General features: G+C 24.6%; 2 protein-coding genes. Both read left to right on the top strand.

From position 1 onward, the window contains the following. Positions 1–397: 397 nt before the first annotated feature. Positions 398–946 carry a phosphatase PAP2 family protein gene (locus BMY82_RS09365; RefSeq protein ID WP_091976286.1) on the top strand — a complete coding sequence of 183 codons (549 nt, stop codon included), beginning with the start codon at positions 398–400 and terminating at the stop codon, positions 944–946. Between the two features lie 714 nt (positions 947–1,660). Continuing rightward, positions 1,661–1,865, top strand: a 205-nt coding sequence (locus BMY82_RS09360; protein WP_180366782.1) for an NAD(P)-binding protein, incomplete at its 3' end; no start/stop codon positions are given.

Genomic DNA, 1,865 nt, shown 5'->3' with positions numbered 1-1,865 from the left:
GTACTTGATGGGAAACTGTCTGGGAGAGTAGGACGCAGCCAAGTGATATTAGACTTCAGATTATCTGAAGTCTTTTTTTTAGCGTTTAAAGCTTTAGATCCTATTTCTTTCTATAAAATAGGATACAAGAGAAGAAGTTGCAATATAAAGTAGACATTATATGTATATATTTGATATATTATATATTGAGGTTGAAAAAAATTTCTTTTGAGTTTTTGCATAAAAAGAAGCAGATAGAGATTTTAAAAAAATACTGTACAGTACTTCTACTATAAGTAATAATTATTATTTTATGGATTTGAAAATGTAAAAATAATTTAAGGTTACTTATATAGGTATAATTTCAACTTTAGAGATATTACCGTTATAAAAATAAAAAGAAATGTAGGTGAAAATTATGTTGGCAATGTTAGAAAGACTTGATTGGTCTATATTATTTTTTATCCAAAATAATTTAGTTACTCCTATAAATAATAAGATTATGTTGTTCTTTACATCATTAGGAGATATGGGAATAGTATGGATTATATTGGCTATATTTTTTATTATAAAGAAAAATTATAGAAAGTTAGGTGTAATGCTTTTAATAGCTTTAATGCTTGAGTTATTAGTAGGGAATGTTATTTTAAAAAATATTTTTCAAAGACCTAGACCTTGTTGGATAGATCATTCATTTAAATTACTTGTAGCAAGACCAAGAGATTATTCATTTCCTTCAGCACATGCTTTTTCTTCGTTTATATGTGCAACTGTAATAGCAAAGTATAATAAAAAATGGGGTATAGGAGCTCTTATTTTAGCCTTTTTAATATCCTTCTCAAGACTATATCTATTTGTACATTTCCCAAGTGATGTATTTGTTGGTGCCTTACTGGGAGTTGTGTTAGGAATAGCAGTTTATAATATTTTTAATAAGATTTACAATAAAAGACATTTGTCCAGTTAATAGAGTTAAACAATTACTAACTAGTTTATTTGTAAATTTTTAATTTAAATTTTTTTATTATCTAGTGAAACTTGTTATTAGTTTTTAATTTATCTAAGTAATATTGATTCTTAATTATATTTAATTGAAAGTGATATTTAAATTGTGAATAATTGAATAATATTATTAAAAAAATATGGAATTTTGATTATAATTTTATATAGATAGTTTATAGGTTTGAAATAAGCAGATTTATAAAAAGTAATGCTATAAAAAAGAACTATTTTCTGAAATTATAAAAAAAATTTTAAAAAATAAAAATAGCGCTATGCTTTATTTTAGTTAATATTATATCTTATAAAATTTGTTTTTATCTAAAAAATAAGTTTATTTATAAGAAATACTGGAGTTGTTTATTTGTAGAAATGACTCCGTTTTTTTATTTCCTTTGCAAAATGTAAATAAATGAGATACAATTAATATTGTTTAGGGTATATATATCAATATTCAGATTAACTGAAGATGGAATATCGCTTTATTTGAATTATTAAAAATACTTATTAAAATTTTGACAGAAAAAATGATTAAATAAGTCCGCATTTTAACAATTAAGAAATATAAGTTCAATTAAAACGTAAAATTGATGGGTTTTGTGTACAAAAAATCTATCGCGAATTGATTAATCTGAAATTAAAATTTAGAAAACAAAACTAAAAAATTGAAAGAGGTATTTTTATGAAGAAGAAGTATTTAGTAGTTGGGGGAGTTGCAGGTGGTATGTCTGCAGCAGCACGTTTAAGAAGACTTGATCCATATGCGGATATCGTAGTATTTGAAAAGGGACCAGATGTTTCTTTCTCAAATTGTTGCCTTCCTTTCCATTTATCAGGAATGATAGACCCTGTGGAAAAGCTTGTAATGATGACACCAGAAAAGTTAA

Origin of the sequence: Peptostreptococcus russellii (genome assembly GCF_900110295.1) — a bacterium.
GTDB lineage: Bacteria > Bacillota > Clostridia > Peptostreptococcales > Peptostreptococcaceae > Peptostreptococcus > Peptostreptococcus russellii_A.
This window is presented reverse-complemented; position numbering and strand designations above follow the sequence as displayed.

Excerpts from the sequence above, each read along its gene's own strand:
- BMY82_RS09365 (WP_091976286.1), top strand. The coding sequence starts at position 398 with ATGTTGGCAATGTTAGAAAGACTTGATTGGTCTATATTATTTTTTATC.